At 62.3% G+C, this 22,522-nt stretch carries 18 protein-coding genes; 11 read left to right on the forward strand and 7 right to left on the reverse strand.

Translation table 11 applies throughout. From position 1 onward, the window contains the following. Positions 1-137 precede the first annotated feature (137 nt). Both BUB04_RS03325 and BUB04_RS03330 read left to right on the forward strand, forming a co-directional pair. Positions 138-866 (forward strand): HAD family hydrolase, encoded by a 729-nt coding sequence (locus tag BUB04_RS03325; protein ID WP_218588357.1) that lies wholly within the window; start codon positions 138-140, stop codon positions 864-866. A gap of 12 nt (positions 867-878) precedes the next feature. Then, positions 879-2,075, forward strand: coding sequence for a M24 family metallopeptidase (locus BUB04_RS03330; protein ID WP_073036930.1), 1,197 nt, complete (start codon positions 879-881; stop codon positions 2,073-2,075). Between the two features lie 236 nt (positions 2,076-2,311). Here BUB04_RS03330 and BUB04_RS03335 read toward each other — a convergent pair whose 3' ends face one another. After that, on the reverse strand, positions 2,312-4,999 hold the full coding sequence (locus tag BUB04_RS03335; protein WP_073036932.1) for a 1-acyl-sn-glycerol-3-phosphate acyltransferase: 2,688 nt from the start codon (positions 4,997-4,999) through the stop codon (positions 2,312-2,314). Between the two features lie 116 nt (positions 5,000-5,115). Here BUB04_RS03335 and recN point away from each other — a divergent pair, with 116 nt between their 5' ends. After that, complete coding sequence (gene recN / locus BUB04_RS03340) at positions 5,116-6,804, forward strand: DNA repair protein RecN (RefSeq protein WP_073036934.1); 1,689 nt, start codon at positions 5,116-5,118, stop codon at positions 6,802-6,804. Here recN and BUB04_RS03345 read toward each other — a convergent pair. Both BUB04_RS03345 and BUB04_RS03350 read right to left on the reverse strand, forming a co-directional pair. Beyond that, the gene (locus tag BUB04_RS03345; protein ID WP_073036936.1) at positions 6,771-8,222 is read right to left on the reverse strand and encodes a sigma-54-dependent transcriptional regulator; all 1,452 of its coding nucleotides are present in this window, start codon (positions 8,220-8,222) and stop codon (positions 6,771-6,773) included. The genes recN and BUB04_RS03345 overlap by 34 nt on opposite strands. Further along, the gene (locus BUB04_RS03350; protein ID WP_073036938.1) at positions 8,219-10,780 is read right to left on the reverse strand and encodes a c-type heme family protein; all 2,562 of its coding nucleotides are present in this window, start codon (positions 10,778-10,780) and stop codon (positions 8,219-8,221) included. The genes BUB04_RS03345 and BUB04_RS03350 overlap by 4 nt, the downstream gene beginning before the upstream one ends. 481 nt (positions 10,781-11,261) lie before the next feature. Here BUB04_RS03350 and BUB04_RS03355 point away from each other — a divergent pair, with 481 nt between their 5' ends. The 3 genes from BUB04_RS03355 to BUB04_RS03365 all read left to right on the forward strand — a co-directional run bounded on the left by BUB04_RS03355 (position 11,262) and on the right by BUB04_RS03365 (position 13,925). Beyond that, the gene (locus BUB04_RS03355) at positions 11,262-13,016 is read left to right on the forward strand and encodes a YeiH family protein (RefSeq protein WP_073036940.1); all 1,755 of its coding nucleotides are present in this window, start codon (positions 11,262-11,264) and stop codon (positions 13,014-13,016) included. A 29-nt stretch (positions 13,017-13,045) separates the two neighbouring features. Next, positions 13,046-13,315: a hypothetical protein gene (locus tag BUB04_RS03360; RefSeq protein ID WP_073036942.1), complete on the forward strand. Its 270-nt coding sequence runs from the start codon at positions 13,046-13,048 to the stop codon at positions 13,313-13,315. 256 nt (positions 13,316-13,571) lie between these two features. Further along, positions 13,572-13,925 carry a hypothetical protein gene (locus BUB04_RS03365; RefSeq protein WP_073036944.1) on the forward strand — a complete coding sequence of 118 codons (354 nt, stop codon included), beginning with the start codon at positions 13,572-13,574 and terminating at the stop codon, positions 13,923-13,925. 10 nt (positions 13,926-13,935) lie between these two features. Here BUB04_RS03365 and BUB04_RS03370 read toward each other — a convergent pair whose 3' ends face one another. Continuing rightward, positions 13,936-14,301: a YajD family HNH nuclease gene (locus tag BUB04_RS03370; RefSeq protein ID WP_073036946.1), complete on the reverse strand. Its 366-nt coding sequence runs from the start codon at positions 14,299-14,301 to the stop codon at positions 13,936-13,938. 147 nt (positions 14,302-14,448) lie between these two features. Next, positions 14,449-14,814, reverse strand: a complete 366-nt coding sequence (locus BUB04_RS03375) for a hypothetical protein (protein WP_143156334.1) — start codon at positions 14,812-14,814, stop codon at positions 14,449-14,451. 367 nt (positions 14,815-15,181) lie between these two features. Here BUB04_RS03375 and BUB04_RS03380 point away from each other — a divergent pair, with 367 nt between their 5' ends. Next, positions 15,182-15,532 (forward strand): hypothetical protein, encoded by a 351-nt coding sequence (locus BUB04_RS03380; protein ID WP_178371892.1) that lies wholly within the window; start codon positions 15,182-15,184, stop codon positions 15,530-15,532. Positions 15,533-15,594: 62 nt separating this feature from the next. Here the strand turns inward: BUB04_RS03380 and BUB04_RS03385 are convergent, their stop codons facing one another. Both BUB04_RS03385 and BUB04_RS03390 read right to left on the reverse strand, forming a co-directional pair. After that, positions 15,595-16,335: an SIR2 family NAD-dependent protein deacylase gene (locus BUB04_RS03385; protein ID WP_073036950.1), complete on the reverse strand. Its 741-nt coding sequence runs from the start codon at positions 16,333-16,335 to the stop codon at positions 15,595-15,597. Further along, on the reverse strand, positions 16,332-17,123 hold the full coding sequence (locus BUB04_RS03390; protein WP_073036951.1) for an ATP-grasp domain-containing protein: 792 nt from the start codon (positions 17,121-17,123) through the stop codon (positions 16,332-16,334). The genes BUB04_RS03385 and BUB04_RS03390 overlap by 4 nt, the downstream gene beginning before the upstream one ends. Positions 17,124-17,339: 216 nt before the next feature. Here BUB04_RS03390 and BUB04_RS03395 point away from each other — a divergent pair, with 216 nt between their 5' ends. From BUB04_RS03395 to BUB04_RS03410, 4 genes are all read left to right on the forward strand, one after another. Further along, entirely contained in the window at positions 17,340-17,942 is a 603-nt protein-coding gene (locus BUB04_RS03395) for a flavodoxin family protein (protein WP_073036953.1), read from the forward strand. 24 nt (positions 17,943-17,966) lie between these two features. Further along, a complete protein-coding gene (locus BUB04_RS03400; protein WP_073036955.1) occupies positions 17,967-18,617 on the forward strand; it encodes a queuosine precursor transporter in 651 nt (216 codons plus the stop codon). A 258-nt stretch (positions 18,618-18,875) separates the two neighbouring features. Continuing rightward, complete coding sequence (locus BUB04_RS03405) at positions 18,876-20,633, forward strand: ABC transporter ATP-binding protein (RefSeq protein ID WP_073036957.1); 1,758 nt, start codon at positions 18,876-18,878, stop codon at positions 20,631-20,633. Positions 20,634-20,651: 18 nt separating this feature from the next. Beyond that, positions 20,652-22,460, forward strand: a complete 1,809-nt coding sequence (locus BUB04_RS03410; RefSeq protein WP_073036958.1) for an ABC transporter ATP-binding protein — start codon at positions 20,652-20,654, stop codon at positions 22,458-22,460. The last annotated feature ends 62 nt before the right edge of the window (positions 22,461-22,522 follow it).

The raw sequence follows: 22,522 nt of genomic DNA on the forward strand, positions 1-22,522 counted from the left end.
ATCCCTCATCACCCATCACCCGTCACCCATCACCCGTCCCCCGGTTCACGCAGTCAAATTGCAAAATCCCGCCGTTTTGGTATCATCGGGACTCCATCCGCTCGTGACCCTTTTCCAAGACGAAAGGAGATGACCCCGTGCCCTCCCGCCTCCATCCTTTGCAGGCCGTCATTTTCGATTTCGACGGCGTGGTGGTGGATTCCGAACCTCTCCATTACAAGGCCTTCATGGAGACCCTGGCCCCCTTCCACCTTCAACACGATTACGACGTGTACGTGGAGCGCTACATCGGCTTCGACGACCGGGACGCCTTTCGGGCCATCTTCGAGGATGCCGGGCGCCCCCTTCCCGCGGACCTGTTCGAGCGCCTGATCTACGAAAAGCAAGGGGCCTTCAAGAGGATCGTGTCCAAAGAGCTCCGACCTTTTCCCGGCGTGCACCGGCTGGTGCAGGAGCTGGTTCGGGAGGAGGTGCCGCTGGCCATCGCTTCCGGGTCCGCCCGAGAGGAGATCCTGCTCATGCTGGATGTGCTGGGACTCAAGCAATCCTTTCCCGTGATCGTGACGGCGGACGACGTGGCCCGCAGCAAACCCGATCCGGAAAGCTACATCCTGGCCGTCCGGCTCCTGCGGGACCGGGGCTACCTGCCGAACATCGCCTCGGGCCCGCCGGAGGGATGCCTGGTGATCGAGGACACGCCCACGGGCATCGAAGCCGCCAAGGCGGCCGGGCTCTTCGTGGTGGCCGTGGCCCATTCGTTCCCCGTGGAGGCTCTGGGGCCGGCGGACCGTGCCGTACCGGCCTTGTCGGATCTTTCTGGGGATCTGTTGCGCTCGTTCATTCGGGATGCAGACCAAAGGGCATAAGGAGGGAGGCCCATGCGGATCGTGCCGTCGGAAGAGATCGCCGGACGTCTCGTGACCTTTCAGGCCGGGTTGAAAAAACTCGAGGTTCAGGGCGCCGTCATTCGCCAGAACACCGATCTCTACTACTTCACGGGAACGGTCCAGGACGGATACCTCATCGTGCCCGCTGAAGGAAAACCGGTCTTCGCCGTACGGAGGGACGTGCGGCGGGCCGAAGAGCAGTCGCCGCTTCGCCCCATCGTTCCCCTGGGGAACCTCAAGGAGCTTCCCGCCCTGGTGGACGAGGCCGTGGGCGCGCCCGCCCCGCGCACCCTGGGTCTGGAACTGGACGTCCTGCCGGCGGCCACCTTCTTCTTCTTCGATGAGAAACTCTTTCCCAAGGACCACCTGGTGGACGTGGGCGGCCTCATCCGCCAGGTCCGCATGGTCAAGTCGGCCTGGGAGCTTTCCATGATGCGCGAAGCGGCCCGGATTTCCCACGCCGTGGCCCGGGCTGTTCCCAACCTCGTCCGGGAGGGGATGAGTGAATGGGACCTCATGGCGGAGCTGCAGCGGGTGGCCCTTCTCCACGGACACTTGGGCTTCTCCAGAGTTCGGGCATTCAACCTGGAGATCTTCTTCGGCCATATTCTTTCCGGACCGGAAGCGGCCACCCCCTCCTACGCCGACTCCCCCACGGGAGGCCCCGGCGTCAGCCCGGCCTTCGGTCAGGGTTCCGGTGCGCGGGCCCTGAAGCGCGGGGACCTCATCAGCGTGGACACCATGATGAACCGACACGGCTACCTGAACGACCAGACGCGAAACTTCAGCCTGGGAGAGCCCCATCCGCAACTCCGGGAGACCTACGACCTTTGCCGGGACCTTCACCAGTGGCTGAAGGAAAACGCCAAGCCCGGGGCGGTCACGGGCGAGCTCTACGATGCCGCCTTGGAGTTGGTGAAGAAGGCGGGCCGGCTGGAGAACTTCATGGGGCCCGGCGGCAGCGGCGTCTCCTTTCTCGCCCACGGACTGGGCCTGGAAGTGGACGAATTTCCCTTCATCGCCCGGGGTCAGAAGATGGTCTTGCAGGAGGGCATGACCCTCGCCTTCGAGCCCAAGTGGGCCATCCCCGGCGTGGGCATCGCCGGATTTGAAAACACCTACGTGGTCACTCCCGACGGGCTGGAATCCCTCAACATCACCCCGGAGGATCTGGTGGTGATTTCGTGATGGGTGACGAGTGATGGGTGACGAGCCTGAATCTGGGAGATGGTCTGAAAGCCCTGAAGGGAGGGCGCAAAGCCCGCCCCTAGTCCGCCAGCTCTCGGGCCTAGGGCGAACAATTATTCGCCCCAACAGGCCGCGCGCTCGAACGGAACGAGGTCGCGTTTCATATAAAATCGCCCGGCTTAGCTACGAAACAAGACGGATCCCCTGTCGGCGCCGCCTGCCAGTGCCGCCGGGGGCTACTGGAGCGCCAGGTGGGGAGCGCGCAGGAGCCGGCTGATCTGGCGGCCGTAGTACTGGACCAACGGGCGATCCCCCACGAACTCGAACTTTTCCACCGTCTTGTCCCGTCCCTTTGCCTCATGGGCGCGCCGTTCCAGCAGCCCCTTCTCCACGTAGTAGGTGATGGCGTTTCGGCACACGATCTTGGAAACCGTTTCGGGCCTTTCGATCAGCTCCAGCTTCAGGTTCTTTTCTCCCGCGGCCAGGATCTTCTTGACGAAATCCTTTTCCGTATAGGGCTTCTTTTCCACGTAGCGCATGGATCTCAGCACGAGCCAGTAGGTTTCGAAGAAGTTCCGGATGAGCCCGTGGAAGGCCTGGGCGGCTGTCAGGCCCCGGTGGGTCAGAAGGTACGGCTGATCCTCGGAGGGCTCCATGTGGCGAAGCCACCCCAGGCGCTCGAAGACGTCCAGCACGTGCTTGGCCAGCTGATGATCCCGCACGTCCATGTCGTAAACGAATTCGTACTTGAAGAGATCCTTCATGAAGGCCAGGTCTTCCAGGATCTGGCTCAGGCTGAACCGGAAGGTCTCCTGACTCAGGATGGACGTGGACACGAAGGCCGCCGGCAGCAGGAAGTGGATGATGTTGTTCTTGTAGTATTCCAGCGCCAGGCGCTTGGCATCCTCCATGGTGTAGACCTCGTCCTCCAGGTCGTCGTCCTCGTCCTTGAGGCGATCCAGGAGCTTGTTCTTCACCAGGTCCCGGATGGTTTCGTCCACCACCTGCTCGGCGTGGCGGAAAGTGCGGGAGAAGCGCACGTTGTTCTGTTCCAGATAGCGCAGGAAGGTGAGGCACGTGTTCAGGAGTTCCGCCTTGGACACCCCGCGGCGCGACCGGGACAGGAGTGCGGCGGAAACCAGGGCGTGGGGCGTCACCAAGGACGATTCGTTGATGGCGGAGATGATCCGGTAGGCAAAATCCCGGTACATGGCATGGCGGAGCTTCCCGCTCATCTTCTCCAGATCGTACCGGTTCCGCTCCAGATAGCGTTGGAGCGACATGGGTTCGGCGAACCGAACATAAACCCGCCCGTATCGTTTCTTGAGAAAACGCCGGGCCCGGACCAGCTGGCCCAGGTTCTCGTCCTGCTTGCTCCCGCCCTTGATCTCGTTGACGTACACCTCTTCTTCCGGAATGCGATCGTAACAGATGGCCGTGGGGACAAAGACCAGGTCGTCACAGAAGCCTTCCTGCACGGCCTGGATGAGGATGGACAGGAGCCCCATCTTGGGCAGCACCATCTTGCCGGTGCGGCTCCGGCCTCCCTCGATGAAAAATTCGATGTTGTGGCCGAACTGCACCATGGTCTTCACGTAAAGCGAGAAAACCTCGGAATAGAAGCGCGCTCCCTTGAAGGTCCTCCGGATGAAGAAGGCGCCTCCCCGGCGGAAGATCGGTCCCAGGGGCCAGAAGGAGAGGTTCTTTCCCGCGGCGATGAAGGGCGAATAGAGATTGTTCCTGAAGAGGACGTAAGAGAGGATCAGGTAGTCGATGTGGCTCTTGTGGCAGGGCACATAGACCAGGGTGTTGTGGCGCGCGGCCTTTCGCACCCGGTTGAGGCTCTCCATGTCCACTTCGATTCCGTCGAACAGGTTGTTCCACATCCAGGTGAGCACCCTCTCGGCGATCTGGATGAGGGTGTAGCTGTAGTCCGCGGCAATCTCCTCCAGGTATTCGTCCGCCTCTTTTCGGATCTTCCACACGGGCTCTCCCGACGCCTTGGCACGGCGACGCATGAAGGCTTCCAGCTTGGGATGATGGAGGATGATCTCCTTGAGCTCCAGCTTGGACTTGATCTGCGGTCCCACAATGGCCCGGCGAACCTCGTCGATGCTTTCGATGAGCCCGCGGCGGACTTCAAAGACCTGTTTGCGCCGCTCCCACAGATCCTCGGAAAGCTCCGTCTGGACCTCCTGGAGATTCACCGGTTCGCCCACTTCCATGACCGCGTAGGAATAGTTCCGGATGAAGGAAACCAGCTTCCTCAAAAGCCCTGGCCGCTCCGGATTGCCGAAGACGATCTCCCAGAACCCCCGGCGCTGCCTGCTGGGGGCCCGGCTGTAGAGCAGCATGAGGGGCACCACGTAGATGGGCCGGTCCATCTTCTTTTGGATATCGAAGAGCTGTTCCAGCGGATCGTTTCGCACCATGACCGTGCGCTGGTAGTAGCCCTTTTCGCCCAGGAGGAAGAGAAGTCCCGAGCGACCTTCGCGCACCAGGCTTTCGTAGTGGCCCGAGGTGTAGGGGTCCGGGACGCCGTCCCGGGTGAGAAACCGGGCGAAGTTGTGCACAACGAGTTTCAGGGCGTACCAGCGCTTCTGCCAGAAATACGGGCGCAGATCGAAAAGGAACGTGGGGGCGGGAAGGCCCAGCTGGTGCAATCGCAGGTTCGCATAGACAAAATCCAGCTGGGACCGGTACTTGAGGGCGTAAACGACCGTCCCCTCCCGGCCCAGGGACTCCAGCATCTCCTGCTGATCCTGAGGGATGGCCGTCTTGGCGATGAGTTTTTCAAAGACGGGACGAAGCAGGAACTGGGGCCGCCCCGGAACGGAAAAACCGAAGGGATCTTCCCTGAGGCTCGATCCTTCCTGGCGGGCCGGAAGGAAACGCTCCTTGACTCTCTTCAACCAGTTGCTCATGATGACATCCGTCCTTTCTCCAGCCTTCGATGGGTCGAGCGAGGAAAAGAGGGTAACTTAGCAGATGCCCACGTCGTAGAAAACGTTTTTCCCGAATTCCCGAAAGAGCTCAGGCCGTGCTCAGTGAATTGATCGTCCACAACTTCGCCATCATCCGCCGCCTGCACCTTTCCCTGGACCCGGGACTCACCATTCTCACGGGCGAGACGGGGGCCGGAAAATCCATCCTGGTGGGGGCCGTCAACCTGGTGCTGGGAAGCCGGGCGTCCCAGGAGATGATCCGCACCGGTGCCGAAGAAGCCACCGTGGAGGCGGTCTTCACGTTCGACAGCCCCGACGTGCTGCGCCCGCGCCTGGAACCCCTGGGATTGGAACCCGCCACGGAGCTCCTCATCAAGCGCACCGTCACCCGCAGCGGTCGAAACCGGGTCTTTATAAACGGTCAACTGGCAACCGTCCAGCAGCTTCAGGGGCTGGCTCAAGGCCTCATTTCCATCTCCGGCCAGCATGAACACCAGGTTCTTTTGGACCCCGACGTCCATCTGGAACTCCTGGACCGTTACGGAGACCTGGGCGGAGACGCGGCGAAGGTGCAGGAGGCCTTCCTGCGCTGGGCGGAAAAACGAGAGGCCCTGCGGCGGCTGCGGCAGATGAAGCGGCAGCGTCAGGAGCAATTGGACTTCATGCGCTTTCAGCTCCAGGAACTGGAAGCCGCGCAACTACAGGAAGGAGAAGACGAGGCCCTGGAAGCCGAAAGGCGCCTCCTGAAGCACGCGGCCACCCTCCATGAGTCCGCCTCCGCATCCTACGGCCTGATCTACCGGGACCAGGGGGCGGTGCTGGAGCGGCTGGACGACACTTCCCGCCACCTGCAAACGATCGTGGAGATCGATCCCAGCCGGAAAAACCTCCTGGAATACGTGGAACAGGCCCGGATCCACATGGAAGAGCTCAGCCACGGGCTCCAGCAGGTTTTATCCTCCATCCGGTTCGACCCGGGACGCCTGGCGGAGGTGGAAGACCGCCTGGCCGTCCTCGGCCGGCTGGCCAAGAAATACGGCCCCACGCTGGCGGACATGATCCGAAAGCGCGATGAACTGCGTCAGGCGGCGGCTTCCGATGCGGACGTGGAATGGGAAGAATCCCGGCTCGAAAAGGAGATCGCCACCGCCTTCGATGAATACCGGGAACTGGCGGGGGATCTTTCCCGCAAGCGGAAGGAAGCGGCCGGACGGCTCCGGGAGGACGTGGAAAAGGTCCTGGCCGACCTGGACCTTCCCCGGGCCCGATTCGACGCCGCCGTCCAGGTCCCTTCCCCACGGGATGTCGCGGCATGGGAGGCGGCGGCCACGGCCCGCGGTGTGGACCGGGTGGAGTTTCTCCTTTCCGCCAACCCGGGCGAAGACCTCAAGCCTCTGGCCAAGGTGGCATCCGGTGGAGAACTCTCCCGGATCCTCCTGGCCTTGAAGACGCTTCTCAGCCGTCAGGGGGAGGCGGAGACTCTCGTCTTCGACGAGGTGGACACGGGCATCGGGGGGCGCACGGCGGAGCTGGTGGGCCGGCAGCTCCAGGAACTGGCCGAGCGGTTTCAGGTCATCTGCATTACGCATCTGCCTCAGATCGCCTGCTTCGGCCGGCACCACTTCCGGGTCCACAAGGAAAGCGACGCCGATTCCACACGCACCTCAGTCACCCGCCTGGACGATCGGGAGCGGGTGGAGGAGCTGGCGCGCATGCTGGGCGGTGTCACCATCACGGAAAAGACGCTGGCTCACGCCCGCGAGTGGTTGGAAAAGGCGCGGTAGTCCTCGGATCGAATCCCGTAGCGGCGCATGATCTTCTGGAGGGCGGCCCGGGTGAGGCCGCTCATCTCGGCGGCCCGCGAGACGTTTCCTTCCGTACGTTCCAATAGATCCCGAACATATCGGGAAGTGAATTCCTCCACGACCCTTTCCTTGGCGTCCTTGTACGGCACCACACGACCGTCTCCCGGCCCGCCTGCGGCCTTCCTTCCGCCGCCCACATTTCCCCCGAAGCCGGTCTCCAGTCGGCGAAGATCCTCGGCCCGAATCACGTCCTCCGGCGAAAACATCACCGCCTGGCGCACCACGTTCTGAAGCTGCCGGACGTTTCCCGGCCAGTCCCGACCCATGAGGGCCTCCAGTGCGCTTTCGGAGAATCGCTTCACCGAAACGCCCAGCTCTTCACAGGCCATGCGGACAAAGTGGGTCGCCAAAAGCGGGATGTCTTCCGGGATTTCCCGAAGCGCCGGCGTGCGGATGGTCACCACGTTCAGGCGGTAGAAAAGGTCTTCGCGGAAGGTGCGGTCCCGAATCTTTTCCTCCAGGTCCTGGTTGGTGGACGACAGGATGCGAACATCCACCTTCCTGGCCTTCACGTCTCCCAGGGGCTTGATCTCGCCTTCCTGCAAGGCGCGAAGGAGCTTGGTCTGCACGTTCACCGGGATGTCCGCGATTTCGTCCAGAAAGAGCGTCCCGCTGTGGGCTTCCTCGAAGATGCCCCGATGATCCCGATCCGCTCCGGTGAAAGCTCCCTTCTTGTGGCCGAAAAGTTCGCTTTCCAGCAAGTGCTCCGGAATGGCCGGGCAGTTGATGGAAATGAGCGGGCGCTGCCCGCGGCGGCTCAGGCTGTGCACGGCCCGGGCCACCAGTTCCTTTCCCGTTCCGCTCTCTCCGCGGATCAACACGGCGTAGTCGGTTCGGGCCACGGCCTGGATGCGCTCGTACAGGCTCCGCATGGGCGCCGACTGCCCCACGAATTGCTCGAAAGGCGGCTTCCCCTCCGCCCGTCGCCTCAGATGGAGGTTTTCCCGGATCAGGCGGTTCCGTTCCATGGCCTTTTCCAGGACCCGGATCAGAGCCTGCCGGTCGAAGGGCTTGGTGACGAAATCGTAGGCCCCCTTCTTGATGGCTTCCACGGCCGTTTCGATGCTTCCGTAGGCGGTCATCATGACCACCGTGAGCCACGGGTCCTTGCGGCGAAGCGCCGCTAGTACCTCCATGCCGTCCATTTCCGGCATGCGGATGTCCAGGAGCACCACATCGTAGAGTTCTTGCTCCACCCGGGCGACGGCCTGCGACGGCCGCGACGCCGTGTCCACCGCCACGTGGGGCATCTCGTAGCCCAGAAGGCGCCTCAGACCCTCCAGCATGTCCTCTTCGTCGTCCACGATGAGCAGTCTCGCCTTGTGCTCGTCGGTCATGTGAGATTCCTTTCCAGCGGCACGCGCACAACGAACTCCGTCCATCGTCCCGGCTCACTCTCCACGGAGATCTCCCCGCCGTGGTCCTGCACGATCCCGTAGCTCACCGAAAGCCCCAGGCCCGTCCCTTCCCCCGTGTCTTTGGTGGAAAAGAAAGGGTCGAAGATCTTGTCCCGGATGGCCGGGTCGATGCCGGGGCCGTTGTCCCAGACCCGCACCTCCGCCGCATCCCCGTCCCGCCGGGTGGTGATCCGCACCACCCCACGACCGTTCAAGGCCTGGCGGGCGTTCATGAGCAGGTTCACCAGGACCTGCTTGATCCTCTCCACATCCAGGGGGATTTCCGGCAGATCGTCGTCCAGATGGATTTCCAGTCGGATCCCCCGTTTTCGAAACTGGTGGCTCATCATCTGGATCACATCCTCCACCATCTTGTTCAGGGAGGCGGGCCGGGGTTCGGACCCGGCCTGGCCGCGTGCGAACTTGAGAAGATCGGACACGATCCTCTGGCAGTTGAGGGCATGCTTTTCGATGATGCCCACGTCCTTGAGCCCCATGGGAAAGTCCGCCATCTCCCGCTTGAGAAGGTCCGTGTAGCAGAGGATCACGCCCAGCGGGTTGTTGAGTTCATGGGCCAGCCCCGCCGTGAGCTGCCCCAGGGCCACCAAGCGCTCCGTCTGCTGAATCTTTTGCTCCACCCGTTTCTGGTGCGTGATGTCCTTGGCGTACCGGATCACCCCGTCCACCCTCCCGGACTCGTCCAGGACGGGATAGAGGTGGACCAGATAGACTTCCCCCTGCGGACTGTGGACCTCTTCGGTCTTGGGCGTGCCGGTGTGGATCACCTCCTCCAGGCTGCATGCCGAAAAGGGACACCGCCCCTCTTCGTGCACCTCCGTGCAGAGCCGGCCCGTCACTTGGCTCAAATCCAACCCGAAACGCTCCAAATAAGCCCGGTTCACCATCCGGATTCGACCTTCCCGGTCCAGCAAAACCAGCATATCGCTGATCCCGTCCACCACCGTCTGCAAAAGCTCCTTGCTCTGCAGGAGCTTCTCCAGGTTGTTGAGGCTCTCCAGGGCCACGCCGATCTGACGGCCGATGGAAAAGAGCAGCTCCTGCATCTCGGGACCGACGGCCTCCAGATTGACGCCGTGGAAGGTCATGACGCCCAGCACCCGGCCCCGGCAGCACAGGGGAATGTTGAGATAGGCCCCGTTCCCGCCTTCTTCGTAAAAGCTCACCTGCCCGCAGGCGGCTTCATTGAGGGAAGTGGGATAGTCGGGATGGTCTTCTTCCAAGATCAGGGAGCACCGGGCCGCGTCAAAATGGAGGACCGGAAGGGGATCTTTCACATTGTTGGCGATCTGCAGCTCCAGACGGTCCGGGTTTTCCTTGAGCAGGTAGATGGCGGCGCCCTGGGCCGGAACGATTTCCAGGGTCCGTTGCAAAACTTCTGGAAGGATGTCGGTGAGACGCCGGGCCTGGGTAGTCATTTCCGCGATGGTGTTGAGGGTCTTCAATTCCCGATTTCTCTGGATCACCTGCCGACGCAGACGCTCCTGGGAATCTTCCAGGGCCCGCGTTCGATCGGCCACCATGCTCTCCAGGTTCTCCGAATGGAGTTCCAAACGGCGCCGGGCTTCATTGAGGCGGCTGACCATGGTTTGCGCCAGGCCGCTCAGTTCCTGGATCTCATCCTGAGACTCCATGCGCTGCTCGAGCTCTTCCTGTTCCGCGTCGCTCCACAGCCCCTGCTGGAAGATGCCCAGAAGGCCTTTCAGGTTGTGGACCACCACCCGGTTGAAAAAGAAGCTCAGAACGGCATAGAGAAGAGCCACACAGAGAAAACCCACCACGAAAACGGACAGGGCCATGCCTTTGATCTTGGCCATGGCCACCTCCACGGGGATTCCCACTCCCGTCACCCCGGCCACGTCCCCCGGCTTTCTTCCGAAGCCGCGGTCCGTTCCGTAGAGCTCGATCAAGGATTGAGGCGCCTGGGACGGGTCCCCGTGGCAGTGCATGCAGCTTTCCCGGAAATAGACGGGCTTGAAGCGGTAATAGTAGGAGGTGCTGTGGAGCTTTACGATTCCCTGCCACTCCTGGCGGCCGCGATCGGTTTCGAAATACCGGATCATTTCCCGTTCCAGCGGGTTGGCCTCGCTTTGGGGGTTCCTGGCATTGACGGCCACGCGCCGGTATACGTACTCGGGAAGACTCTCGCCGAATCGGTCCATCACCGCCCGGCTCACGTAGGACGTGGACATGGCCTCCAGGACGAACGCGTCCTTGCCCAACATCTCGTACATCTTCGGCCGGAGCACATGGCGCACATAGTTCCGGTTGGCCTCCACGGCCGCCATCACGATCTCGGACTTGTTGTAGGCCGCCTCCTCCAAGAGGCTCTTTTCCTGGACGTAGATGAGACCGGCTCCCAGCACGCAGAAACCCAGAAGGATCAGGGCCGTGCCGATCAAGAACTTCTTTTGAATGGTCAGCGACCGCCTCTGGGCGGACGATCGCCCTCCTTCTTCCGGATGTTTCCCATGGCTCATGGATGTCTCCTGAATGAAAGTATCTCCGAGACCCCGCCACTCCCGAGGAAGCACGCACCCACAGATCGTATGGGGCCAAGCTGCCTCGTGGGTGACGGGGACGCGGCGGAACGGGCCGCTCTTCCTCCTCCGGACTGTTTCTCGATGCCGGATCTGCGTGGGGGATTCTAGCGGCAACCCCTCCACGGGAAAAGGCACAAACGCGCGATATGCCAACTCACGGAAGCACCGCCAACGCCGGGAGGCACACCTTTTTGCAAGCCCTGCCCGTAAGTGTGCCGACTCACCCTTTCTTTTCCGCACAAAAACAGTGGGTTGCAAAAACCCTGCCCAATTGTTCCTTTTGGCACCTTCCTTGCCTTAATGAGGAAACGCCAGCTGGTTTCGTCTTTTTTTGGGTTTGGATTGTGCCGCGACACACCCCGTGGAGCGGCCGGGTCCCGGAAACGTCATTTCGAGTGAATTGCAAAGGAGAGTTGGAATGGAAGAAAAACAGCAGCGGATGCATGAACAGGACGTGGTCACCGACAAGGCGGTCAGTCGCCTTTCGGACTTGTGGAAAAAGGAGGATTACTGGGCCATCTGGATCGGCTTCTTCCTTCTGATCGTGGGCATGATCATCTATCTGCCTCGACCGCCCGCGGGAATGAATGAAACGATCGAAAAGGCCAACGCCGTTCTGGCAGCCGAAGCCCAGCGGGCTCCCTTCAAGACCATCGAGTGGTACCAGGCAACGGATGCCAAGAAGAAACTCAAGGCCTCCAGTTCGCCCATCGGGAAGGCTTTGAGCCACTTCATGCACAAGCCCCACGGATGGAGCACCAATCCTCTGGACGCCTTCTATTTGAGTGAAGAGGCGGCGGAGGCCAAGAAGGCCAAGGCCATGGAAAAGTATGAGGCGGCCAAAGCCAAGGAAGCGGCGGCTCTGGCTCTTGCCAAGGAAAAGCAGGCGGCGGCGGAGGCGGCCGGGTTCAAGGATGCGGCCCTCAACGAAGAAGCCCGCAAGGCCATCGGCGAATGGCGCATGGCGCACGACAAGGCTTCTTCGGCCAAGAAGAAGACGAGCGTCAAGCCTTATAACCAGATTCCCTACCTCATCGGTTTCGGCATCTGCCTGGCTCTCCTGTTCAGCGTGGGCATGAAGTTCATGGGGCATTCCCCGGCCAGGTTCATGGCCGGCTTCCCCCTGGTGTTCCTGCTGGCCATTCTCGCCTACGCGGCGGAAGGACAGGCCACCATGAAGCATTGGGGCATCGGCTATGCGGCATGGGCCATCATCTTCGGCCTGATCATCAGCAACACCGTGGGAACGCCCAAGTGGGCCATGCCCGCCGTGCAGGTGGAATATTATATCAAGACCGGCTTGGTGCTTCTGGGAGCCGAGATCCTCTTCGGCAAGATCCTGGCCATCGGCATCCCGGGCATCTTCGTGGCCTGGGTGGTCACCCCCATCGTCCTGATCACCACCTTCATCTTCGGCCAGAAGGTCCTGAAGATGCCCTCCAAGACTTTGAACATGACCATTTCGGCCGACATGTCGGTGTGCGGCGTGTCCGCGGCCATCGCCACCGCGGCGGCCTGTCGGGCCAAGAAGGAGGAGCTCACCCTGGCCGTGGGCCTGTCCATGGTTTTCACCTCCATCATGATGGTGGCCATGCCCGCCTTCATCAAGGCTGTGGGCATCCCGGAGGTGCTGGGCGGCGCCTGGATGGGCGGCACCATCGACGCCACGGGCGCCGTGGCCGCAGCCGGCGCCTTCCTGGGTGAACGCGCACTGTATGTTGCCGCCACGGTCAAAATGATCCAGAACGTGCTCATCGGCGTCATCGCCTTCGGCGTGGCCGTCTATTGGTGCGCAAAGGTGGACTGCGTGCCGGGTCAGCGGGTGAGCGCCATGGAGATCTGGCACCGCTTCCCCAAGTTCGTGCTGGGCTTCATCGCCGCCTCCATCATCTTCTCCATGCTCTACCAGGCCATGGGCCCCGATGCGGGCTACGCCATGGTGGACCACGGAGTCCTTCGAGGCTTCACCCGGATCTTCCGCGGCTGGTTCTTCTGCCTGGCCTTCGTGAGCATCGGTTTGGCCACCAACTTCAAGGAGCTGGCCCACCACTTCAAGGGCGGCAAGCCGCTCATCCTGTACGTGTGCGGTCAGTCCTTCAACCTGGCCCTGACCCTGCTCATGGCCTACATCATGTTCTACAAGGTGTTTCCTGACATCACCGCCAAAATCTAAAAGGCAGGTGGATCATGAGGACCGCGGAGATGTGTTCGTGTTGCACCGAAGGGCCCTGGCGCCCTTCGGCCCGGGCCATGGGGTGGATCAAGCTGGCAGCGGGAGTCTTTTTCATCTGGCTCTTCATGTTCGTGATCGGGCCCTGGCTCCAGAAGGCCCCATCCGTTGAGCCCCTGGCCCAATTCATCGAAGAGAGCGGCATCGAAGCCACCGCCTTTTACTACACGGAGGTGGAACAGACGGGAGATGCCGAGGTGGACATCCGAAGCACCTTCCGCTTCATGCCCCAAGACCCGTAATCCGAATCCGCATGGGGTGGTCGGCTTTGGGCCGGCCGCCCCGCCCTTGTCTTTCCCAGGCCCCAATCCCCCGCACAGCCGTCTTCACAACGAGCATAAAAAACTGCCCTTTCCCCACCCCAACCATTTCTTGTTATAGTCCTTACAAACGAATTCCACCGGGGCCCAAGGACCCTCCCCGGGTTTTCCTCTCCTCCGGCGCCGGCCCCGGCATTTGACCAGAATCACAAAGCCCGCCGGAAAAGAGGGCACAAGGATGCCGCTCATCGTCTGCAGCGCATGGGGAATCGCCTCCACCTATCTTTTCTTCTACTGTTGGCTGGGTGTGCTGGGGCTCGTGGCCTGCCTCATCGGTGGGACCCGCCAGGCAGCAAACGGAAGAGTCCTTGTGGCGGTCGGCTTCACCTACGCCTGCCAGACCTTCGCCCTGGCCCTGCTGCTGATCCTGGGCTTTCGGCAGATCTGCGGCGTCCACGGCTTCGGTTATACTCCGGGCCAGGTGCTCCTCTACTGGGCTGCCTCCACCCTGGCTCTCTGCCGCCTGCTTCCAGGGGCCAGACAAAAGATCGACCGCATCTGGGAAAAGACCAATCCGCAGGAGGAGGAATGACCGAAGCCAGCTACTTTTTCAGCAGATCGGCCAATCCGGCGAAAGGATTGTGCTTGAAGCCGGCATCCGCGGCTTCCGCACCCGATTCGGCCTCATAGGCCTCAGCGACCTGATCCCGGGCATGTTCATTCTCGTGGCAGTAGAGGCACAAGAGCTCCCAGTTGCTTCCATCGGGCGGATTGTTGTGATGGTTGTGGTCCTTGTGATGGACCGTGAGCTCCCGCAGGCGCTTGCCGCTGAACTCCCGGCCGCAGCGCGCACACACGTGGGGAAAGAGTTTCAGGGCGCGCTCCCGGTAGCTCTTTTCCCGTTCCTTCCGGATACGGAGCGCCTCTTCAAAGGCCCCTCGATTCTCGCCGCTCTTGGTCGAAGGCACGTCTCACCTCCTCTCTTGCGGGGTTCAACCCCACTTCCACTTCCGAAAATTCCTTCACCGGCATCCGTCTTCCTACTACGGCGTTTTGTACGGAAACACTAGGCCTGTTTTGGAACGCGGGATACGGTCACGACGCGCACAACAAGATCAGCGAAACCATACGGCCCAGGCCCCCACCGACGCTAGGCAGCGCAACAGGGTCACGATCTTTTGATAATGAAACATCCCGGGGAGGAATTCCACGCCGGGCAGCCAAATGAGTCCAAAGGTGAGCGCCACCGGCGCGTCCGGGTCCCCCATGAGAAAGAGGAAAGGAGAGAGGACAACCGCCAAGCTGCTGAGCATCAGCCCCACGGATTTTGTCATGATCCAAAGGGAGGCGCGCCGATCGTCCTCTCCACCGGGCCCGAGATACATCCAGGAAAAGAGCCGGGGCCGGCGCCGCATCAAGAGGCCCGTCACCAAGTGCTGATCCACTTGTCGGCGAAGCCATGGCGAATCCAACAATTGCACAAGAAGATTTTTTTTCCGGGACCGTTTCCATCACGGATTTCTCCCCGAATTGGACGATTCTTTCTCATGGACAGGTTCTGAAGGGCGGGCGTAAAGCCCGCCCCTACAAAAGGGCACGGACCCATTGGGTAGGGGCGGGGGTTATCCCCGCCCGCTAATCACGCGGTGTAAAAGACACCCGAAGAAAAAATCGCTCAGTTTAGGTTCTCCTCGGATGGGCCGGATGTGTAACCGCACTCGTTCGGGGAATGGTTCGTCCGCAGCGCCCTTCCCGAAGAGGCTTTTCGTTCCCGTAAAAGATATCGGCGGCCGTAGATTCGCACTTGAGGGCGCCCAAGGTCGCTCCTACAATGGAAAAGACCCATTTGTGTCCATTCGCGTTCATTGGCGGTTGTCTTTCACATTGAACTGGACGATTCTTCCCCATCGCCACGTTCCGCCGGGCGGCATCTTTTCCATGGTGGACATCGCGGCGGGAAGCCGCCACGCCGACAACCTGGACCACCCCCTTGCGCCCTTTCTCTACACGGTGAGCCTCCTGCACTGTCTGCCCGTGGGCCGGGTGGACGGCGGCGCCGGGCTGGGCATGATGTGGGGGCGGGAGCGCGCTCTCGATCTCCTGCGCCAGGCCGGGTTCACCCAGGTGGAGGTGCAGACCATGAGCCACGACCCATTCAACGATCACTACCTGTGCCGGAAGGGTTCCAACCGCCCATGATCGGGAGCCCCGCCCGCGGGCGTTCATTGGCGGTTCTTTTTAACATTACATGCACAAGGCCCTCATACCACCACCTGGGGCACCAGGTCGCCGGCCTTGCCCTGCAGGCTCACCGACAGGGCCCGGCTGTAAGGGGTGGGCTCCAGGTTGATCTCGGCCACGAACGCCCCGTTTTCCTTGGCGTAAAGACCCATGGACGCCGCCGGCTGCACCACCCCCGAGGTGCCGATCACCAGCATGACGTCGCACCTTTCCAGGGCCTGGTAGGCGAGGCGGAACACGTCCGGGTCTAGGGACTCCCCGAACCAGACCACGTCCGGGCGCAACATCCCGCTGCAGGACTCACACACGGGCGGATAGGGGATCGGCACCCGGCGGTCTTCCTTTCGGTTCCCGCACCGGGAACAGCGCACCCGCCAGATGTTTCCGTGGAGCTCCACCACGTTTCGGCTACCCGCCGCCTGGTGAAGGCCGTCGATGTTCTGGGTGAGGAGCACGAAGGATTCCTTGGCCCGCTCCAGATCCGCCAGGGCCCGGTGGGCGGCGTTGGGCTCCAGGGGCGCCAGGACCTCCCGGCGATAGTTGTAAAACTCCCAGACCAGCCGGGGGTCCCGGGCGAAGGCTTCCGGCGTGGCCAGGTCCGTGGCCTTGTACTGACGCCACAATCCGCCCGCCCCCCGAAAGGTGGGCACCCCCGATTCGGCGCTCACGCCCGCTCCGGTGAGCACCACCACCCGGGACGCATCACGGACCTTTTCCTTCACACGAAGAAGATTTTCCGCCGCCTGATCCGGTCGGGTCATAGCCAGCCTCCTTCATCCAGTTCCCGAAAGATTTCGTGGACATCGAGTCCCCGTCGGCGAAATCCCTCCAGCCCGTAGGCCATGTTGGCTTCCAATACCCACCACCGTCCGTCGTGAAGGCAAAGGTCCAGGCCCACCTCGTCGAAGCGGCATCGAGCCGCGACCCAGCGGGCAAAATCCAGGGCGGCCTCGGGGATGCGGTCAAAGGAGATCCGGCCGCCGCAGGAGACGTTGTTTCGGAAATCGCCCGGGGGGGCGATCCGCCAGTAGGCGTGAACCACCCGGCCCGCCAGGAGCACCACGCGAAGATCCCGGTCGATGGGCAGGTACTCCTGGACGTAGGCCGGGTTGTGTGCCGAGAGATAGGCCCGCAAAGTCCCCCTGTCCCCGATCCGCCACACGCCCCGCCCCTGGGATGAACCCACCGGGGTCTTGGCCACGAGCGGGAAAGAAAAATCGGCCAGGATTCTTTCCTCGCGCTCCTTTCCATAGTAGATGCCGGTGCGGGGATGGGGCACGCCCAGAAGCTGGAAAAGCTGGGTCTGGCGGATCTTGTTTCCCATGAAGGCGTAGTAGTTTCCGGGAAAGACGCTCTTCCCCGCGGCCCGAAAGAGCTCCTCGTAAAGCCGGCTGGGGTAGTGGATCGTTTCCGCGGAGCGGATGGCCCGCTTTTCTTCTCCGCCGTAGTCGTCCCAGTTGGGATGAACCCCGAGGCAGCGAAAAGAAGGGCATCGCCGCAACCGTTTCCCCAGCGACAGGCGGCCGTTTCGTCGGGAAGAATCCGCCATGGTTCTCCTCTTCACGGGGCGGGCTCTTTCCCGCCCCGGGGATCTCTCTTCGCAGCCCTGAAGGGCTGCGCTACGATGCCACAGCCCGGGAATCACCGCCCTTTTTATGTGACACGGGGCGGGTTTGGTGTCAAAATTTTCCGAGCCATGAAAGCGACGGAAAAAGTACCGCGAATGAACGCCGATAAACGCAAATGTTTTAGGGGCGGGGGGAAAATGGCTAGGATCACGGCACTATACGGAAGTCCCCGAAGGGAAGGCAATACGTCGGTTTTGCTTCGGAAAACGGTGGAGGGCGCACGGCAAGAAGGCGCTCTCGTGGAAGAATTCTTCCTTCGGGACCTCAGGATCTCCCCCTGCCTGGAGCTCTACGGCTGCAAGGAAACCGGCCGATGCGTGATCGACGACGACTTCCACCGGGTGGCCGAGGCCATCCAGGAATCTCAAGGCGTGATCCTGGCCTCTCCCATCTTCTTCTACACCGTCTCCGCCCACACCAAGATCTTCATGGATCGGTGCCAGTCCCTGTGGGTGAAGCGCTACTGGATCGACGGGGTCCCCTTCGGATCCAAGGATTTCGTTCGACGAGGCCTGTTCATCGCCGCGGGAGCCACGAAAGGCAAAAAACTCTTCGATGGCGTGCTCCTCACGGCCCGGTACTTTTTCGACGCCCTGGGAGCGGATCTTTGGGACTCCCTGCTGGTGCGGGGCGTGGACGCCGAAGGGGACGTGCTCCAACATCCGGAACACTTGAAGACGGCCCACGAAAAGGGTAAAGAATTCGCCCGCATGCTGCAAGGCGCCGCGAAGAAAGACTGAAACGAAAGGAGATTCGGACAGGACATGGAAAGCAGGGATCAGAAGGCACTCTTGGTACTCAACAGCATCTTCGTGGGAAGCCTGGTCATCGCTTCGGTGTTGGCCAGCAAAATCATCACCGTCTTCGGGCTGGTGGTGCCCGCCGGCGTTCTGGCCTACTGTGTCACCTTCGTCATCACGGACGTGATCAGCGAACTGTGGGGAAGGGAACGGGCGGCGTCCACCGTTCTGGGAGGCTTCATCGCCCTGCTCGTTTCGCTCGTGCTGGTGCGCCTTGCCATCGCCTGGCCCCCTGCCGGCTTCTGGCCCCACGACGACGCCTTCCGAACGGTTCTCGACAGTACCTCGCGGATCATCGTGGCGTCCTTTACCGCCTATCTTCTCAGCCAGTACCACGACGTTTGGGCCTTTCATCTGCTCAAGCGCCTCACCCGGGGAAGGCACCTGTGGCTGCGAAACAACGCCTCCACGGCCGTCTCCCAGCTCATCGACACGGTGGTCTTCATCACCATCGCCTTCTACGGCTCCATGCCGGTGCTGCCGTTGATTCTGGGCCAGTGGGTCGTTAAGCTCACCATTGCGGCCATCGACACCCCGGTGATCTACGCCGTCATCTGGCTGCTTCGCCAGCGAAACTGGGCCCCGCCGGAAGCCGCTGCCCAAGCCGCACGATAGGAGACGGGCCGGGGAATCCCCCCAGCCCCCCTTTGAGAAAGGGGGGAGGAATCCCCCGCCCCTACCCAAGAGGCCCACGCGCTCTCGTCGGGGCGGGCTTCATGCCCGCCCGTCGGGACCGCCGCCGAGTTTTGGGACAGGAGGATCGGCGCGGCACCCGGCGCGCTCAAAAGTGACCTGAACATAGGAGAACCCCCTCTCGTCACTCATCACTGGTCACTCATCACTCTTCGCAGATCACGGATTACGGATTACGGAATGATCGCCTCCTCCACATCCCACGCGCCCCGAAGCGCCCTCCGCCTGCTCAAGCCCTTTCTGCGCGACCACGCCCTTCGCCTGGCGGCGGGCTTCGCGGCCCTCCTGATCGTGGATCTTCTCCAGGTCTGGATCCCCCGGGTGATCAAGCATGCGGTGGACGCCCTGGGACGGCCGGGCATGACCCAGGGGGGCCTGTTTCTCTACGGGGCTCTGATCGTCGGGCTGGCCCTGGTGATCGCCGTCTTCCGCTACCTGTGGCGAGTCCTGCTGCTGGGCTTTTCCCGCGTTCTGGAACGGGACCTCCGCGAGCGCATGGTGGAGCGCATCCTCTCTCTGGACCGAACCGTCTTTTTCCGGCGAACCACCGGCGACTTCATGGCCCTTTCGGGAAATGATCTGGCGTCCGTGCAACTGGCCGCCGGCATGGGCCTGGTGGCCTTCGCCGACGCCGTCATCATGAGCGCGGCGGCCCTGGGTTTCATGGCCTACATCCACCCGACCCTCACGGCCGTCGCCGTGGCTCCCATGCCCCTTCTGGCCCTCGCCACGCGCTTTCTTTCTGCACGGCTTCATAAACGTTTTTTGAGGGTCCAGGAGCTCTTTTCCCAGCTCACGGAACTGGCCCGTTCCACCTTTTCCTCCATCCGCCTCTACAAGGCCTACACCCAGGAAGAAGCCCAGTGCCGCCGCTTCGACGCCCTGGGCCGCTCCTACATCCGAAACAACCTGCGAGTCGCCCTGGTGCAGGGCACCCTCTTCCCCTTCGCGGGACTCACCGCCAACACGAGCCTCCTTCTGGTCCTCCTTTTCGGCGGGCGCCTCACCCTCCAGGGGATCATCACCACGGGCGACTTCGTGGCGTTCATCGCCTACTTGCATCTGCTCACCTGGCCCATGATGGCCTTCGGATGGGTGGCGAACCTCTTTCAGCGGGGTCTTACCAGTCTGGACCGAATCGAGGGCCTGCTGGAAGAACGCCCAGCCCTCCGGGATCCCGCCCGGCCCCTTCCGCCGCCCCGCCCGCCGGTGACCATCGAACTCCGCGGGCTCACCTTCGCCTACCCGGGCCGGCCGGAACCGGTCTTGCACCGCGTCCGGCTAGCCTTCCCGGCGGGCGTTACGGGCCTCGCAGGTCCCACCGGATCCGGCAAATCCACGCTCTGCCAGGTCCTGGCCCGGCTCTATCCCATCGAGGACGGCGCCTACCTGGTCAACGGAACGGACGTGAACCTCTTGAAGGTGGCGGACGTGAGGAGGCTTATCGCCTACGTTCCCCAGGACGGCACGCTCTTTTCCGATACCATCGCCGCCAACATCGCCCTGGGCCGCCCCGACGCCTCCCGGGAGGAGATCGAGCAGGTGGCCCGGGCCGCCGCCATCCACGAGGAGATCCTGGCCATGGAGCACGGCTACGACACGCGGATCGGGGAAAGAGGCGTGCGGCTTTCCGGAGGCCAGCGCCAGCGGATCGCTCTGGCCCGCGCCCTGCTCCTGGACCGCCCCATCCTCCTCATCGACGATGGACTGTCCGCCGTGGACCTGGAAACCGAACGGGCCATCTTGAGATCCCTCACACCCTACCTGGAAAAGCGCACGTGCCTCATCGTCTCCCATCGCGTGGCGGCCCTGGCGGACTGCGATCGCATCGTGGTGTTGGATCGAGGAGCCGTGGCGGACCAGGGACGCCACGAGGAACTCATGGAACGGAACCTCTTCTACCGCACCATCTATCTGCACCAGACGCTCCGGCACTGAAACCAAGGCGGACCCGTCATGCACTACGGCTACGGATATTTCGAAGAGGGACAATTGGGAAAGATCCAGGACGTACGCCTCTGGAAGCGCCTCTTTCCCTACCTGCGCCCCCACGGACCCCACATCGCCCTGGCCGTGGTCCTCTCCCTGATCATCTCCGCGGCGGATCTGGCGCTGCCTTACCTGCTGCGCCTGGGCGTGGACCGCTACATCACGGCCCAAGGCCTTCCTTTGTCCGCGAAACTCCAGGGGCTTTCCCAACTCGCCGCCGTCTTTGCGGGCCTCATGGCGGTGGGCTTCGTGGCCGAATTTTTCCAGGTTCTCCTGCTGGAATGGACCGGCCAGAACATCATGCACCGGCTCCGCCAGGATCTCTTCCGGCACGTGCTCCGCCTGGACCTCCCGTTCTTCCACGCCAATCCCGTAGGGAAACTGGTCACGAGGCTCACCAACGACATCCAGAACATGCACGAGATGTTCACATCGGTGATCGTCACCGTCTTCAACGACCTCATCCGGCTCGTGGGAATCCTGGCCGTGCTCTTCTGGATGGATGCGTCCCTTTCCGCCATCCTGGTCTGCCTCATCCCCGTCATGCTGGGAGCCACCCTCAAGTTCAGCGCCCTGGCCCGGGAGGCCTTCCGGACCATTCGGACCCGGCTGGCCCGCATCAACTCCTTCCTGCAGGAAGTGCTGGCTGGACTGTCCGTTCTTCAGATCTTCGGGCGGGAAGAAGACACCCTGGACCGGTTCCGGGACCTGAACGAGGCCCATCGCAAGGCCGCCATGCACCAGATCCATCTGTTCGGGCTTTTCGTCCCCTTCATCGAAGTTCTCAGCTCCGCCGCCGTGGCGGTCATCATCTGGTACGGCGGCGGCCAGGCCCTGCGCCAGGCCGTGAGTCTGGGCGTGCTGGTGGCGTTCCTTTCCTACATCCGGCTCTTCTTTCAGCCGCTCCGGGAGCTGAGTCAGAAGTTCTCCATCGTCCAGTCGGCCTTGGCCTCGGCGGAACGGATCTTCGAACTCATGGACACCAGGCCGGATCTGCCGGCCCCGGATCCGCCCCTTCGACCCGCCGAACTCCAAGGATCCGTGACCTTCCAAAACGTCACCTTCGGATACGACCCGGACCGACCCGTTCTGCGAAACGTTTCTTTCCACGTGGATCCCGGCCGGACCCTGGCCGTCGTGGGGCCCACCGGTGCCGGCAAGACCACCCTCATCAACCTGCTGGAACGCTTCCACGATCCCCAGGAAGGGGTCGTCCGGGTGGACGGGATGGACCTGAGGTTCCTGGACCCGGCCTGGCTCAGACGCCGCGTGGGCCTGGTCATGCAGGACGTGTTCATCGTTCCGGGCACCTTTCGGGAAAACATCTGCCTGGATACGGAACCGGACGAGGCGAGACTCCGGGAAATCCTCGACCTGGCGCAGCTTTCCGACCTGGCGGAAAATCTTCCCCAAGGGTTGGAAACCTCCGTGGGGGAAGGCGGAATCGATCTTTCCGCCGGTCAGAAGCAGCTTCTCGCCTTTGCCCGGGTGTTGGCACGGGACCCCAAAATCCTTATTTTGGACGAAGCCACGTCCAACGTGGACTCGGAAACGGAGATTCGGATCCAGCGGGCCATCGAACGGGCCATGGCGGGCCGGACCAGCATCGTGATCGCCCACCGGCTTTCCACCATCCGGAAGGCATCCCGGATTCTGGTGCTGGACCAGGGGCGGATCGTGGAAGAGGGAACCCATGAGGAGTTGATGGCAAGGAAGGGATTTTACCACCATCTGATCCTCCTGGACCAAGTGAAGAGGGAAGGACTGAAGGATTAAGCCTGAATTGGACGGTTCTTTCTAATGGACAGCTCCTGAAGGGCGGGCGTAAAGCCCGCCCC

This window comes from Desulfacinum infernum DSM 9756 (assembly GCF_900129305.1).
Taxonomy (GTDB): Bacteria; Desulfobacterota; Syntrophobacteria; order Syntrophobacterales; family DSM-9756; genus Desulfacinum; species Desulfacinum infernum.